The following is a 13,572-nucleotide window of genomic DNA, read 5'->3' as shown; positions in this document are numbered from 1 at the left end:
CCTGCCTGCTACAAGACTGCTACAGCGGCAAGTGGTAGTTCCTCCTCCCCGGGGTGGATCCGCCTCTCATCCCCTCCATGGTCCATCCGATCGATCCCCTACGGGAAGGGTCGGGAGGCCCCGGCGGCGACGATCGATATGCGTTTGGGTCCGAGGGCACCCGTGGAAGCCGCGCCGCACCCCGTACGCTGGTGGTGTGTTCCGACGCCGTTCAGATGATGCCGCTGCCTCCGCCGCCGTGCTGGAGCAGGACGAGACGACCCAGGCCCGCCACCCCGAGGCCAAGAAGGGGCGCCCCACCCCCAAGCGCAACGAGGCCGAGGCCAACCGGCGTACCCGGGTGACGGTGCCCAAGGACCGCAAGGAGGCCGCCCGCCAGGCCCGTGACCGGATGCGCACCGAGCGCGAGAAGCAGCGCACCGCGCTGCTGGAGGGCGACGAGCGCCACCTCCCGGCCCGTGACAAGGGCCCGGTGCGCAAGTTCGCCCGCGACTTCGTGGACGCCCGCTGGTCGCTCGCCGAGTTCTTCCTCCCGGCCGCCGTGGTCATCCTGGTGCTCAGCATCGTCAAGGTGCCGACCCTCCAGCTGCTGTCCACGGTGCTGTTCCTGCTGTTCTTCGTGCTGGTGATCCTGGACTTCGTCCGGCTCGGCTTCGGTCTGCGCAAGCAGCTCGCCGAGCGCTTCGCCGGCCAGAACACCCGCGGCGCCGTCGCCTACGGCCTGATGCGCATCCTGCAGATGCGCCGGCTGCGACTGCCCAAGCCGCAGGTGCGTCGCGGGGAGAAGCCCTGACCGCCGAACCGGTGGACTACGGCTGGGCCCCGCCCTCCTGGGAGGGGCCCGGCCTGTACGCGTTGCCGGGGCAGGGCGACGGCGGGCACGACCGGATCCAGGAGCGCCGGCTGCCCTCCCGCAGCGGCTCCTTCGCCGGCGGCACCGGTGCCTGGCTGGAACGCCACGGCGGCCTGCGCGACTTCGTCAGCCAGGAGCTGGTCTCCCGGCAGCTCGCCGAACAGCTGACCGGCCGCACCGCGCAGCGCGTCCTCGACATCGGCTGCGGCCAGGGCACCCAGGCGCTGCGCCTGGCCCGGGCCGGCCACTACGTCACCGGCATCGACTCCGACCCGGTCGCGCTCGGCGTCGCCCAGGGGGCGCTCGCCGAGGAGCCGGCGGAGGTCCGCGGGCGGCTTCAGCTGCTCAGCGGCGACGCCCACCAGTGCGGGCGCTGGTTCGGCCCGCGCAGCTTCGACGTCGTGCTCTGCCACGGCGTGCTGATGTACCTGCCCGACCCGGATCCGATGATCGCCTCGCTGGCCCGCCTGCTGGCGCCCGGCGGGCTGCTCTCGCTGCTGGTCCGCAACCGCGACGCGCTCGCCCTGCGGCCCGCCGCCGCCGGGGACTGGCGGGCCGCACTGGACGCCTTCGAGACCGACCGGTACTACAACCGGCTCGGCCTGGCCGCCCGCGCCGACCGGCTCGCCGACGTCACCGTCACGCTCTCCGAGGTGTCGGTGCCGCTGAAGCACTGGTACGGCGTGCGGGTCTTCACCGACACCGCGCCCGAGGACACCGCCCCGCCCGTGGACGGCCGGCAACTGGCGCAGCTGCTGGAGGCCGAGTACCGGGCCGGACGCACCGACCCGTACCGGCAGGTCGCCGCGCTGCTGCACGTGGTCGGGGCCAAGTAGGCCCCGCCCGGCGCGGGTTACGCCTCGTGCAGGCTCATCGAGTAGATCACCCGGTCGTCGTCGAGCAGGACGGCCGTGTCGACGCCGCCCTCGGCGAGCTGCTTCCAGCTCTCCCCGATCCACGTCTCGGCGTCCCCCTGGCCGGCGAACTCCTCCTGGCCGCCGTCGGGCGCCACCACGGTGCCGTCCGCCTTCTCGTACCGCCACGTCCAGACCATGCTGGCTCCTCCCACTGACGACGCTGCCTGTGCACTGCCCTGTGTGCTGCGCACCTTAGCCTGCCCGGCCCGATCTTCCGTATGCCTCGTCGGGCAGGATGAGCACCATGGCGACCCACCCCGCACTCCCCCGCACCCTGCTGCTCGGCGGTGCCCGGTCCGGCAAGTCCACCCGGGCCGAGCAGCTGCTCGCCGACCGCCCCGACGTCCTGTACGTCGCCACCGGCGGCACCCGGGACGGCGACGCCGAGTGGGCCCAGCGGGTCGAACTGCACCGCGAGCGGCGGCCGTCCGGCTGGCGCACCGCCGAGACCTGCGACCTGGAGGCCGTGCTGGCCGACTCCGCCGACCCGGCGCCGGTGCTGATCGACTGCCTCGCCCTGTGGCTGACCGCCGTGATGGACGAGTGCGGCGCCTGGGACGACCGGGTGTGGGCGGACGGCGGCGAGGCCGCGGTGCAGCGGCGGTGCGAGGGGCTGGCGCGCGCCTGGGCGGCCACCGCGCGCTCCGTCGTCGCGGTGAGCAACGAGGTCGGGATGGGCGTCGTCCCGGCGACCGCGGCCGGCCGGCGATTCCGCGACACCCTGGGCCGGCTCAACATGGCCGTGGCGGACGGCTCGGAGCGGGTTCTGCTGGTCGTGGCCGGACAGGTGATGGCGATCAAGGACGAGCGACCGGTGCGCTGAGCGCCCCCGGCCGACGGCATCGCACGCCAGCCTCGGCCCGAACATCCGCGGCGTGTAGCCTTCCGGACGATGGACACGACCGTGGATCTCGATACGTTCTCCTCGCTCGTCGAGCGCCCCGACGAGAGCGCCCGCAGGGCCGCCGAGGAACGCTGGCAGGAGGCCGGCCGGCCGCGCGGCGGCCTGGGCAGGCTCGAGGAACTGGGCAGCTGGCTGTCGTCCGTGCAGGGGCGCTCCCCGGTGCGGCCGGTGTCGGCCCCCAAGGTGCTGCTGTTCGCCGCCGACCACGGCGTCGCCGCGCTCGGCGTCTCCCGGCTGCCCGCCGAGGGCGGCACCGCCGCCCGGGTCCGCGCGGTGCTGGACGGCACCGCGCCGGTGGCCCGGCTGGCCCGGCGCTACGGCGCCGAGGTGCGGGTCGTCGACGTCGCGGTGGACGCCGACCCCGCCGACTTCCCCGACGAGGTGGTCACCCACCGGATCCGGCGCGGCTCCGGCCGGATCGACGTCGAGGACGCGCTCACCCCCGAGGAGACGGCACGGGCCTTCCGGGCCGGCATGGCCGTCGCCGACGAGGAGGCCGACGCCGGCACCGACCTGGTGCTGCTCGGCGACCTCGGGGTCGGCGCGACCACCGTCGCCGCCGTGCTGGTCGGCGCCCTGTGCGGGACGGACGCGGCCGCGGTCACCGGGCGCGGCTCGGGCATCGACGACCGGGTCTGGATGGTCAAGTGCGCCACCGTCCGCGACTCGCTGCGGCGGGCCCGGCCGGTGCTCGGCGACCAGCTGGCCCTGCTCGGCGCCACCGGCGGCGCCGACTTCGCCGCGATCACCGGCTTCCTGCTGCAGGCCGCGGTCCGGCAGCTGCCGGTGGTGCTGGACGGCGTCGTCTCGGCCGCCTGCGCCCTGGTCGCCCAGCGGATCGCCTTCCGCGCCCCGGAGTGGTGGCGCGCCGGGCAGTCCAGCGGCGAGCCGGCCCAGGCCAAGGCCTACGACCGGCTCACCCTGACGCCGCTGCAGGACCAGGGGATCACCCTCGGCGAGGGCGTCGGCGCGCTGCTGGCCCTGCCGCTGCTGCAGGCCGCGGGCGACGCGCTCGCGGACGAGGCGCCGAAGGCGTTCGTCCCCGCGGGGCCGAAGGAGCAGCCGAAGCTGCCGTCGGCGGCTGACCTGCTGCGCCGGCTGTAGCCGCGCCGCCAGGGATCACCAGCGCCCCGTCCGGGGCCGGGGAGGGCCAGCCCCGGCACCCCGGCCGGGGCGCTTCCGGTCGAAGGGAAACACGCCGTGCAGGGCGCCAGTTGGGCCGAGGGCTTGCGGTTCGCCTTCGGGACGTTGTCGGTGCTCCGGGTCCGGGTGGAGCGGTGGGACCGCGCCGCCGGCGGGCGGGCGATGACGGCCGCCCCGCTGGTGGGCCTGGTGCTCGGGGCGCTGGCCGCCGGGGCGGGGGCCCTGGTGGCCTGGCGGGCCGGCGGAGCGCTCGGCGCGGTCACCGCGGTGGGTGTGCTGGCCGCGCTGACCCGGGGGCTGCACCTGGACGGGCTGGCGGACGTCGCGGACGGCCTGGGCAGCGGGAAGCCGGCCGAGGACGCGCTGCGCATCATGAAGCAGTCCGACATCGGCCCGTTCGGCGTGCTGACCCTACTGCTCGTGCTGCTCGCGCAGGTCGCCGCGCTGGCCGGGCAGTTCGCGGAGTCCCTCCCGCGCGGGGCCCTCGCGGTGCTGGCCTCGGCGGTGGCCGCGCGCTGCGCGCTCGCCTGGGGGTGCCTGCGGTCGGTGCCGCCCGCCCGGCCGGGCGGGCTGGGCGCGATGGTGGCGGGGACCGTCCCGCCCGCCGGCGCGGCGCTGGGGACGACCGCCGCGGCGCTGGTGCTGGCCGCGCTCGGAACGTTCGACGGATCGTCAGCCCTTCGCCTCCCCGCGTCCGTTGTGCTCGGCGTCGGCTGCGCATGGCTGCTGCTGGGACGGTGTGTGCGGCGGTTCGGCGGGATCACCGGGGACGTGCTCGGAGCGATGGCGGAAACCGCCGCGACCGGGACGCTGTTCGCCTTGGCGTTGCTGGGCTGACACCGGGCGGCGCGTGATCCCACCATGCGGACTACCATGCGGGGAGCACCGCAGCCCTGCACCGTGGCAGGTCCTGCCCGCCCGGCGTTCACCGAGGAGCCGGGGCCTCTGGTGTGCGCGCCCGCCGCGGGCGGCCGCGCGCGCCAGGGGGCCCGGACCCGGCTCGCGCCGGCGGACCGGCCCGCGACGGCTGGCTGCGCCGGTGCGGCAGTCAGGCCGCGACCGGCCGTGGACCGCGAAAGAACAGGACGCATTACGTGACTGCATTGTCTGTGAGCACCTCCTCCGCCGCCTCGCTGCGCGCGGACGCGCTGGTGGTCGGTGTCGCGAAGGGCCCCAAGGGCATCGCGCTGGCCCCCGGCGCCGAGGCCGTGAACGAGGCGTTCGAGGGCAAGCTGGCCGAGGTCCTCGGCACCCTGGGCGCGACCGGCGCCGAGGGCGAGGCCGTCAAGGTTCCCTCCGCCGCCGGCCTGAAGGCCGCGCTCGTGCTCGCGGTCGGTCTCGGCGAGGCCGCCGAGGACGGCTACCAGGCGGAGACCCTGCGCCGCGCGGCCGGTGTCGCCGCCCGCACCCTGGCCGGCGCCAAGAAGGTCGCCCTGGCCCTGCCCGTGGAGTCCGCGGACGACGTCGAGGCGGTCGCGCTCGGCGGTCTGCTCGGCTCGTACGCCTTCGGCGCCTACAAGGGCAACGGCAACGGCAAGGAGCCGGTCGGCGAGCTGGTCGTGCTGACCGCCCGCAAGGGCAGCAAGGACGCCAAGGCCGCCGTGGAGCGCGCCGCCGTGGTCGGCGAGGAGATGAACCGGGCCCGCGACCTGGTCAACACCGCGCCGAACGACCTGAACCCGAAGAGCTTCGCCGCGATCGCCCAGGCGGCCGGCAAGGAGCACGGCCTCAAGGTCGAGGTGCTGGACGAGAAGGCGCTGCTCAAGGGCGGCTTCGGCGGCCTGCTGGGCGTCGGCGGCGGCTCCGCCAACCCGCCGCGGCTGGTGAAGGTGGCGTACACCCACCCGAAGGCGAAGGCCTCGCTGGCGTTCGTCGGCAAGGGCATCACCTACGACTCGGGCGGCATCTCGCTGAAGCCGGCCGGCCACAACGAGACCATGAAGTGCGACATGGCCGGCGCCGCCGCCGTGTTCGCCGCCGTGGTGGCCGCCAAGCGCCTGGGCCTAGTCGTCAACGTGACCGCCTGGCTGGCGCTGGCCGAGAACATGCCGTCCGGCTCCGCCACCCGCCCGGGCGACGTGCTGCGGATGTACGGCGGCAAGACCGTCGAGGTCCTGAACACCGACGCCGAGGGCCGCCTGGTGCTGGCCGACGCGATCGTGCGGGCCGGCGAGGAGAACCCGGACGTCATCGTCGACGTGGCGACCCTGACCGGCGCGATGGTGCTGGCCCTGGGCCACCGCACCTTCGCCGTGATGTCCAACAACGCCGAGCTGCGCGAGAACCTGCACACCATCGCGGGCGAGGCGGGCGAGCAGTCCTGGCCGATGCCGCTGCCGGCCGACCTGCGCAAGGGCATGACCGAGTCGACCATCGCCGACCTGGCCAACATGGGCGAGCGGATGGGCGGCGGCCTGGTGGCCGGCCTGTTCCTGCAGGAGTTCGTCGCCGAGGGCACCGACTGGGCGCACCTGGACATCGCCGGTCCGGCCTTCCACGAGACCGCGCCGTTCGGCTACACCCCGAAGGGCGGCACCGCGAGCGCGGTGCGCACCCTGGTCCGCTACGCCGAGCAGACCGCGGCGGGCGCCAAGGCCTGATCGGCCACCCGCTCCACGGGGGTCCGGCGCGTCCGCGCCGGGCCCCCGTCGACGTTCCCGGGCCGGTTACCTGCGAGTAGACGCGGGGACCGCCCCGCACCCCTGTTCGCTGCGGGCGAAACTTTGTTCCACACTGCGGAAGAGGCTGCCGCAGGGGAGCTCGACAACTCCCGGAAAGCAGCTGTCAACCCCCCGTTGAGCTGCAACGATGCCCTTCCGTCGGGGGTGTTCCCGCCCCGGTGACCACTCCGTGGGACACCCCTGGGGTGGACCCGGACATCAGCCACCGCGAACAAGTGCGAAGATGTATTTCCGGCACGACTGGGCGCCCCACAAAGGCTTCCGACCCACCGGACCGCGACCGGCCCGGCGACCCACCCCATTGCATGGAGGACGTGACGTGGCGAACGACGCCAGCACCGTTTTCGACGTAGTCATTCTCGGAGGCGGAAGCGGCGGTTACGCCGCGGCGCTCCGCGCCGCTCAGCTGGGCCTGAGTGTCGCCCTGGTCGAGAAGGGTGAGCTGGGCGGCACCTGCCTGCACCGCGGCTGCATCCCGACCAAGGCGCTGCTGCACGCCGCCGAGATCGCGGACGAGACGAAGGAGGCCGCCGAGTTCGGCGTGCTGGCCACCTTCCAGGGCATCGACATCAACGGCGTCCACAAGTACAAGGACGACGTCATCGCCGGCCTGTACAAGGGCCTGCAGGGCCTGGTCGCCTCCCGCAAGGTCACCTTCGTCCAGGGCGAGGGCAAGCTCTCCTCGCAGACCTCGGTGGACGTCAACGGCCAGCGCATCGAGGGCCGCCACATCGTCCTCGCCACCGGCTCCGTCCCGCGCTCGATCCCGGGCCTGGAGATCGACGGAAACCGCGTGATCTCCTCCGACCACGCCCTCAAGCTCGACCGCATCCCGAAGTCGGCCGTCATCCTCGGCGGCGGCGTGATCGGCGTCGAGTTCGCCTCGGTCTGGAAGTCCTTCGGCGTCGAGGTCACCATCGTCGAGGCGCTGCCGCACCTCGTCCCGCTGGAGGACGAGAACTCCTCCAAGCTGCTGGAGCGCGCGTTCCGCAAGCGCGGCATCAAGTTCGAGCTGAAGGCCCGCTTCTCCGGCGTCGAGTACACCGAGACCGGTGTCCGCGTCTCCACCGAGAACGGCAAGCAGATCGACGCCGACCTGCTGCTCGTGGCCATCGGCCGCGGCCCGGTCTCGGCCGGCCTCGGCTACGAGGAGAACGGCGTCGCGATGGACCGCGGCTACGTCCTGGTCGACGAGTACATGCGCACCAACGTGCCCACCATCTCGGCCGTCGGCGACCTCGCCCCGACCCTGCAGCTGGCCCACGTCGGCTTCGCCGAGGGCATCCTGGTCGCCGAGCGCCTGGCCGGCCTCAAGCCGGTGCCGATCGACTACGACGGCGTCCCGCGCGTGACCTACTCCAACCCCGAGGTCGCCTCCGTCGGCATCTCGGAGGCCAAGGCCGTCGAGCTGTACGGCAAGGAGAAGGTCGTCACGCTCAAGTACAACCTGGCCGGCAACGGCAAGAGCAAGATCCTGAAGACCGCCGGCGAGATCAAGCTCGTCCAGGTCAAGGACGGCGCCGTGGTCGGCGTCCACATGGTCGGCGCCCGCATGGGCGAGCAGGTCGGCGAGGCTCAGCTGATCTACAACTGGGAGGCGCTGCCGGCCGAGGTCGCGCAGCTCATCCACGCGCACCCGACCCAGTCCGAGGCCCTGGGCGAGGCGCACCTGGCGCTGGCCGGCAAGGCGCTGCACGCGCACGACTGATCACGCCCCGCCCCCACACCCCATTTCCAGTACGCAAGACTTGATAGGAGTCGCTGAAACCATGGCGGTCTCAGTAACACTGCCCGCGCTGGGCGAGAGCGTTTCCGAGGGCACCGTCACCCGTTGGCTGAAGGCCGAGGGTGAGCGTGTCGAGGTCGACGAGCCGCTGCTCGAGGTCTCCACCGACAAGGTCGACACCGAGATCCCGGCGCCGGCCTCCGGCATCCTGGCCTCGATCAAGGTCGCCGAGGACGAGACCGTCGAGGTCGGCGCCGAGCTGGCGATCATCGACGACGGCTCCGGTGCGCCGGCCCCCGTCGCCGCCCCGGTCGCCGAGGCCGCGCCCGTCGCCGCCCCGGCCCCGGTCGCCGAGGCCCCGGCCGCCGAGGCCCCGGCCGCCGCTCCGGCTCCGGTCGCCGAGGCGCCGGCCGCCCCGGCCGCCCCGGCCGGCGACGCCACCCCGGTGCTGCTCCCCGCCCTGGGCGAGTCCGTCACCGAGGGCACCGTCACCCGCTGGCTGAAGGCCGAGGGTGAGACGGTCGAGGTCGACGAGCCGCTGCTCGAGGTCTCCACCGACAAGGTCGACACCGAGATCCCGTCGCCCGTCGCCGGTGTCGTCGTGAAGATCCTGGTCGGCGAGGACGAGACCGCCGAGGTCGGCGCCCAGCTCGCGCTGATCGGTGCCGCCGGCGCCGTCGCCGCCGCTCCGGCCGCCGCTCCGGCCCCGGCCCCGGTGGCCGCTCCGGCTCCCGTGGCCGCCCCGGCTCCGGCTGCCCCGGCCGCTCCGGCCCCGGTCGCCGCTGCCCCGGCCCCCGTCGCCCCGGCCGCCCCCGTGGCCGCCCCGGCTCCGGCTGCCCCGGCCGCCCCCGTGGCCGCCCCGGCTCCGGCTGCCCCGGCCGCTCCCGTGGCCGCTCCGGCCCCGGTCGCCGCCGCTCCGGCCGCCCCGGTGGCCGATGCCGGTGACGCCTACGTCACCCCGCTGGTGCGCAAGCTCGCCGCCGAGCACGGCATCGCGCTGACCTCCGTCACCGGCACCGGTGTCGGCGGCCGCATCCGCAAGCAGGACGTCATCGCCGCCGCGGAGGCCGCCAAGGCCGCTCCGGCCCCGGTCGCCGCCGCCGCTCCGGCCGCTGCCGCGCCGAAGGCCGCCGCCGCGCCGTCCGCCCTGCGCGGCCAGACGGTCAAGATGACCCGCATGCGCAAGGTCATCGGCGACAACATGATGAAGGCCCTGCACGAGCAGGCCCAGCTCACCAGCGTGGTCGAGGTGGACGTCACCAAGATCATGGCGCTGCGCGGCCGTGCCAAGGACTCCTTCCTCGCCCGCGAGGGCGTGAAGCTGTCCCCGATGCCGTTCTTCGTCAAGGCCGCCGCCCAGGCGCTGAAGGCCCACGCGGTCGTCAACGCCCGGATCAACGACGCCGAGGGCACCATCACCTACTTCGACACCGAGAACATCGGTATCGCGGTGGACTCCGAGAAGGGTCTGATGACCCCGGTCATCAAGGGTGCGGGCGACCTCAACATCGCCGGCATCTCGAAGAAGACCGCCGAGCTGGCCGCCAAGGTCCGCGACAGCAAGATCACCCCGGACGAGCTGTCCGGTGCCACCTTCACGATCAGCAACACCGGCTCGCGCGGTGCCCTGTTCGACACCGTGATCGTGCCGCCGAACCAGGCCGCCATCCTGGGCATCGGCGCCACCGTCAAGCGCCCGGTCGTCATCGAGGCCGACGGCGGCACCGCCATCGGCATCCGCGACATGACCTACCTGTCGCTCTCCTACGACCACCGCCTGGTGGACGGCGCCGACGCCGCCCGCTACCTGGTCGCGGTCAAGGAGATCCTGGAGGCCGGCGAGTTCGAGGTCGAGCTCGGCCTGTAAGGCGCTCCCCGGTCGCTCCGACCCCGCGGAACCCCGCACCGTCCCCGGACGGTGCGGGGTTCCGCCGTTCCCGGAGGGGGGCGGTCGCGGCGGCGAGCGGTCGGGCGGGGGCGGTCACGTCACTCCCGGGAGGATCGCCCAGCGTTTCGCCGGGCCATGGCATGCGCCGGGGCGGGCGAACGGGGATGCTTGAGCGGTGATGGACGAGACCGACTTCTGGCAGATCATCGACGAGACCCGGGAGGCCGCCGACGGCGACCCGGACGATCAGGCCGACCGCCTGGTGGAACGGCTGGTCCAACTGACCCCGGACGACGTCATCGACTTCGCCCGGCTGTTCGAGGCCCGGTTCCAGCGCGCCTACCGCTCCGACCTGTGGGGCGCGGCCTACCTGCTGCTGGACGGCGCCTCCGAGGACACCTTCGACTTCTTCCGCTGCTGGCTGATCGGCCAGGGCCGGGACGTCTTCGAGGGCGGGCTGGCCGAACCGGACGACCTGGCGGACCTGCTGCCCGAGTTCGACGAGGAGGAGGACGGCGAGGCCGAGGACCTCGGCTTCGCCGCCGACGAGGCGTACGAGCAGCTCACCGGGCTGCCGCTGCCCGAGGTGGGCGGGCGGCAGGCCGGCCGGCCCTCGGGGGCGTCGCTGGACTTCGACGACCCCGACGTCATGGCGAAGCGGTTCCCCAAGCTCTGGGAGCGCTACGGCGACTGACCCCTCGCCCGGGCACCCGATCCGGGCGCCGGCCCCGGATCAGGTGGTGCTGCCGCCGCCCGACGTGCCGTCCTGCTGGATCCCCTTGAGGATCTGGTCCAGCACGGAGGCGTCGGGCGCCTTCGGGTCGTCGTCCACGCCGCCCTGGAAGACCACGAAGCCGCCTCCCTTGGCCGGCACCGCGGCCAGCAGGACGTAGCCCTGGGTGCCGTCCGAGGTGCGGACGTGCCAGCGCACGGCGTAGCCGAAGACGCCCGCGACGGTGGCGTAGCCGGAGCCGGAGTCGGTGTGCGAGGTGATCCCGGTGAAGATCTGCCCGGCGTAGGTGGGCATCGTCGCCTCGGCCGCCGCCTTGGCGGTGGCGCCCTGGACGGTGTCCTTCTCGACCGAGAACTGCCCGCGGATGCAGGAGTTGCCGTCCGCGCAGGTGTAGCGGCCGGTGCCGAGGAAGACCGTGGAGTGGGTGGAGTCCGTCCCGGCGTCCCAGCCGTCGAGCACCGGGACGGTGATCGCGTGCTGCGCGTCCGGGACGGTGGACTTCACGGCCGGGGCCGGCTTCGGCGTGGGCAGCGTCGGGGTGACGGTGGGCGCGCTCGCGGTCGGGCTCGGGGAGGGGCTGGAGCCCTGGGTGATGGTGACCGTCGGGACCGGAGTCGGGTCCGCCTGCGGGGAGCCGCCGCTGTTGAGCACGATCCCGGCGATGATCCCGCCCACGGCCAGCACCCCGAGGCCGATGCCGACGAGCACGCCGGGCCTGACCCGGCCGGGCGCGGGCTGCGCCGGGTAGCCGTAGCCGTAGCCCACGCCCTGGGCGGGCGATCCGCCCTGACCGTCCTGGCCGGGGTAGCCGTAGCCCGGGGCCGGGGCGCTGCCCGGGTAGCCGTAGCCGGGGGTGTCCTGCGGGCCGCCGTAGCCGTAACCGGGCTGCTGCGCGGAGGGCTTCCAGCCCTGGGTGGGGGCGTCGGCCACCCCGGCGGCGCCGCCCTGCAGCGGGCGCACCTCACTGGTCCAGGCGTTGCCGTCCCACCAGCGCTCGTGACCGGCGGTGCCGTCCGCACCGGAGACCGGGTACCACCCGGGGGGCGTCGAGTTGCTCACGGCCGTACGGTACCCGGCACGGCGGCGGTCCAGACAGGGCGCTTTGGTCACGACTCTGCACCACCCGGGCGCGACTGACGGGCCGTCAGGTGCGGCCGTTGGCGGTGCTCGGTCAGGTTCGGTCGACGAGCCGGCGAGCCATCCATACGTCGTCCACGTAGGACCCGTCGATCAGGAACTCCTCGGCCAGCGAGCCCTCGACGACGAAGCCGCAGCTCTCGTAGAGGCGGCGGGCCGGCACGTTCCAGCCGAGCACCCGCAGGGTCATCCGGCGCGCGCCGTCCGCCCGGGCCGCCTCGCAGGCCGCCTCCACCAGGCGACGGCCGACGCCCCGGCCGCGGACCGCGCCGTCGACGGCGAGGCCCTGGATCTGGCGGACGTGCCGGTTGCTGGCCAGCGGGGTCGGCGGGACCTGGCGGACGTAGCCGACGATCCGGCCGCCCAGGAGGGCGAGCAGGAACTGCTCCGGGGCGTGCCGGTCGTCGAAGACGCCGTCCCCCTCGGGCGGCAGCGGGGCGACCTCGGACAGCGGGGACCACGCGGCCCGGTTGAGGACCGCGAGTTCACGCTCGTCCTCGGGCCGGGCCGGGCGGATGATCAGTTCGTCGTCGAGCATGCGCGTCATGCTAGTGAGACGCGCCCGGACGTCACAGCGGTTAACCGCCGGCACGACTGGAAGGATGGGCGCATGCGCATCGCTGTCACGGGCTCCACGGGATTGATCGGTTCGGCACTCGTCCGCTCCCTGCTGGCGGACGGCCACGAGGTGGTCCGGCTGGTCCGGCGCCGGTCCAGGACGGGCCCGCAGCCCGACGGCAGCACGGCCATCGGCTGGAACCCGCTGCTCGGCCAGGTCGAGCGGGGCGGACTGGCCGGAACGGACGCGGTGGTGCACCTGGCCGGCGCCGGGGTCGGCGACCACCGCTGGACGGACTCCTACAAGCGGGAGATCCGGGAGAGCCGGGTCCTCGGCACCGAGACGCTGGCCGTCGCCCTGGCCGAGCTGAAGGAGCCGCCGCGGGTCCTGGTCAGCGCCTCCGCGGTCGGCTGGTACGGGCAGACCGGCGACCGGGTGATCGACGAGGACTCCCCCGCCGGCGACGACTTCCTCGCCGAGGTCTGCGTGGAGTGGGAGGCGGCCGCCCGGCCCGCGGAACGGGCCGGGATCCGCGTGGTGCACCCGCGCACCGGGATGGTGCTCTCCGCCGCCGGCGGGGCCGGTGCGCGCCTGCTCCCCCTGTTCAGAATGGGCCTGGGCGGGCGGCTCGGCGACGGCCGGCAGTACTGGAGCCTGCTCTCGCTGGAGGACGAGGTCGCCGCGCTGCGCTTCCTGATCGACCGGGACGACCTCTCGGGCGCCGTCAACCTCAGCGCGCCCGAGCCCGCCACCAACGCCGAACTGACCGCCGCGCTCGGCCGGGCGCTGCGGCGCCCGACTCCGTTCCCGGTGCCGGAGGCGGTGCTCCGGGTGGTGCTCGGGGAGCTGGCGGTCGAGGTCGTCGGCAGCCACCGGGTGGTGCCGCGGCGGCTGCTGGACGCCGGGTTCCGCTTCGCGCACCCGGACGTGGACGCGGTGGCGCGCTCGGCGGTGTGACGAGTGGTCCGACGGGCGGGTGCCCGTGTGGTGCGGCCGGCGGTCGACGAGTGGTCCGACGGGCGGGTGCCCGC

12 protein-coding genes and 1 pseudogene are annotated in these 13,572 nt (G+C 74.3%); 10 read left to right on the top strand and 3 right to left on the bottom strand.

Annotated elements, in window-relative coordinates; translation table 11 throughout:
* Positions 1-196 precede the first annotated feature (196 nt).
* Both ACIA8Q_RS18460 and ACIA8Q_RS18455 read left to right on the top strand, forming a co-directional pair.
* Positions 197-793, top strand: coding sequence for a DUF3043 domain-containing protein (locus ACIA8Q_RS18460; RefSeq protein ID WP_360207515.1), 597 nt, complete (start codon positions 197-199; stop codon positions 791-793).
* Positions 794-948: 155 nt separating this feature from the next.
* Positions 949-1,689 carry a class I SAM-dependent methyltransferase gene (locus ACIA8Q_RS18455; RefSeq protein ID WP_387898671.1) on the top strand — a complete coding sequence of 247 codons (741 nt, stop codon included), beginning with the start codon at positions 949-951 and terminating at the stop codon, positions 1,687-1,689.
* 17 nt (positions 1,690-1,706) lie between these two features.
* Here ACIA8Q_RS18455 and ACIA8Q_RS18450 read toward each other — a convergent pair whose 3' ends face one another.
* A complete protein-coding gene (locus tag ACIA8Q_RS18450) occupies positions 1,707-1,907 on the bottom strand; it encodes a hypothetical protein (protein WP_360207518.1) in 201 nt (66 codons plus the stop codon).
* 92 nt (positions 1,908-1,999) lie between these two features.
* On the opposite strand from ACIA8Q_RS18450, the pseudogene cobU reads away from it, so the two are divergent.
* From cobU to ACIA8Q_RS18415, 7 genes and pseudogenes are all read left to right on the top strand, one after another.
* Positions 2,000-2,593: pseudogene (cobU, locus tag ACIA8Q_RS18445) on the top strand (bifunctional adenosylcobinamide kinase/adenosylcobinamide-phosphate guanylyltransferase); the annotation flags it as partial.
* Positions 2,594-2,662: 69 nt separating this feature from the next.
* Positions 2,663-3,778: a nicotinate-nucleotide--dimethylbenzimidazole phosphoribosyltransferase gene (locus ACIA8Q_RS18440; protein ID WP_360207521.1), complete on the top strand. Its 1,116-nt coding sequence runs from the start codon at positions 2,663-2,665 to the stop codon at positions 3,776-3,778.
* A 96-nt stretch (positions 3,779-3,874) separates the two neighbouring features.
* On the top strand, positions 3,875-4,654 hold the full coding sequence (locus ACIA8Q_RS18435; protein ID WP_360207524.1) for an adenosylcobinamide-GDP ribazoletransferase: 780 nt from the start codon (positions 3,875-3,877) through the stop codon (positions 4,652-4,654).
* A gap of 257 nt (positions 4,655-4,911) precedes the next feature.
* Positions 4,912-6,417: a leucyl aminopeptidase gene (locus ACIA8Q_RS18430; protein WP_360207527.1), complete on the top strand. Its 1,506-nt coding sequence runs from the start codon at positions 4,912-4,914 to the stop codon at positions 6,415-6,417.
* A gap of 400 nt (positions 6,418-6,817) precedes the next feature.
* Positions 6,818-8,206: a dihydrolipoyl dehydrogenase gene (gene lpdA, locus ACIA8Q_RS18425; RefSeq protein WP_387898310.1), complete on the top strand. Its 1,389-nt coding sequence runs from the start codon at positions 6,818-6,820 to the stop codon at positions 8,204-8,206.
* A gap of 61 nt (positions 8,207-8,267) precedes the next feature.
* Positions 8,268-10,091: a 2-oxoglutarate dehydrogenase, E2 component, dihydrolipoamide succinyltransferase gene (sucB, locus tag ACIA8Q_RS18420; protein WP_396317452.1), complete on the top strand. Its 1,824-nt coding sequence runs from the start codon at positions 8,268-8,270 to the stop codon at positions 10,089-10,091.
* A gap of 199 nt (positions 10,092-10,290) precedes the next feature.
* Positions 10,291-10,806, top strand: coding sequence for a DUF4240 domain-containing protein (locus ACIA8Q_RS18415; RefSeq protein WP_360207536.1), 516 nt, complete (start codon positions 10,291-10,293; stop codon positions 10,804-10,806).
* Between the two features lie 39 nt (positions 10,807-10,845).
* Here ACIA8Q_RS18415 and ACIA8Q_RS18410 read toward each other — a convergent pair whose 3' ends face one another.
* Both ACIA8Q_RS18410 and ACIA8Q_RS18405 read right to left on the bottom strand, forming a co-directional pair.
* Positions 10,846-11,904: a DUF2510 domain-containing protein gene (locus tag ACIA8Q_RS18410; protein WP_360207539.1), complete on the bottom strand. Its 1,059-nt coding sequence runs from the start codon at positions 11,902-11,904 to the stop codon at positions 10,846-10,848.
* 112 nt (positions 11,905-12,016) lie between these two features.
* On the bottom strand, positions 12,017-12,520 hold the full coding sequence (locus ACIA8Q_RS18405) for a GNAT family N-acetyltransferase (protein WP_360207541.1): 504 nt from the start codon (positions 12,518-12,520) through the stop codon (positions 12,017-12,019).
* Positions 12,521-12,592: 72 nt separating this feature from the next.
* Here ACIA8Q_RS18405 and ACIA8Q_RS18400 point away from each other — a divergent pair, with 72 nt between their 5' ends.
* Positions 12,593-13,498: a TIGR01777 family oxidoreductase gene (locus ACIA8Q_RS18400; protein ID WP_360207544.1), complete on the top strand. Its 906-nt coding sequence runs from the start codon at positions 12,593-12,595 to the stop codon at positions 13,496-13,498.
* Positions 13,499-13,572 lie beyond the last annotated feature (74 nt).

Source organism: Kitasatospora sp. NPDC051705, from assembly GCF_044453265.1.
In the GTDB taxonomy this organism is placed as follows: domain Bacteria; phylum Actinomycetota; class Actinomycetes; order Streptomycetales; family Streptomycetaceae; genus Kitasatospora.
The sequence above is the reverse complement of the archived record's forward strand: the minus strand, read 5'-3'. Positions and strand labels throughout refer to the sequence as shown.